The following is a 560-nucleotide window of genomic DNA, read 5'->3' on the forward strand; positions in this document are numbered from 1 at the left end:
GAACGCAAGATGCTGGTGGTGAAGCGCATCGAGATCCAGAAGGTGATGATGGCGCTGCAGGCGGAAGCCGCGCGCCGGCCGCTGTTCGACCCGGCCAAGCAGCGGCGCGGCCGTGGCGGCTGGCGCGACAAGCAGGACGGCTTCATCTGGCATTCCGGCAGCTGGCTGTGGTCATCCACCGGCAAGGACAAGCATACCAAGCTTGAGCGCGCCAAGCCGGGCGAGCATGAAGGGTTTTTGTATACGCGCCAGGCAACCACGGTGGAGCCGTGGCGCGAGCATGTGACACAAGAGGAAAGCCCTGCGCTGCGCATCCTCGAAGATCTCCGCACGTGGAACTGGCAGCGGCCTTACCTCGACCCGATCCTGCTGCTGGGCTGGATTGCCACCGCGATCATGGGCGGCGCGCTGAAAGCCCGGCCCGTCGTGTTCACCACGGGCGGCGCCGGCGTCGGCAAGTCGACGCTGCAGGAGCTGATGAAGGGCGCGCTGGCCGATATCGTCACGACGTCAGTCAACACCACGGCCGCCGGCATCTACCAGCGCGGCAAGCATGACGC

1 protein-coding gene is annotated in these 560 nt (G+C 66.2%); it reads left to right on the top strand.

Translation table 11 applies throughout. The annotated features are described in order from the left end of the window. A partial coding sequence (locus tag EOA36_RS37645; RefSeq protein WP_189553575.1) for a hypothetical protein occupies window positions 1–560 on the top strand: 560 nt, incomplete at both ends.

It is taken from the genome of Mesorhizobium sp. M8A.F.Ca.ET.021.01.1.1, assembly GCF_003998025.1.
Lineage (GTDB): Bacteria > Pseudomonadota > Alphaproteobacteria > Rhizobiales > Rhizobiaceae > Mesorhizobium.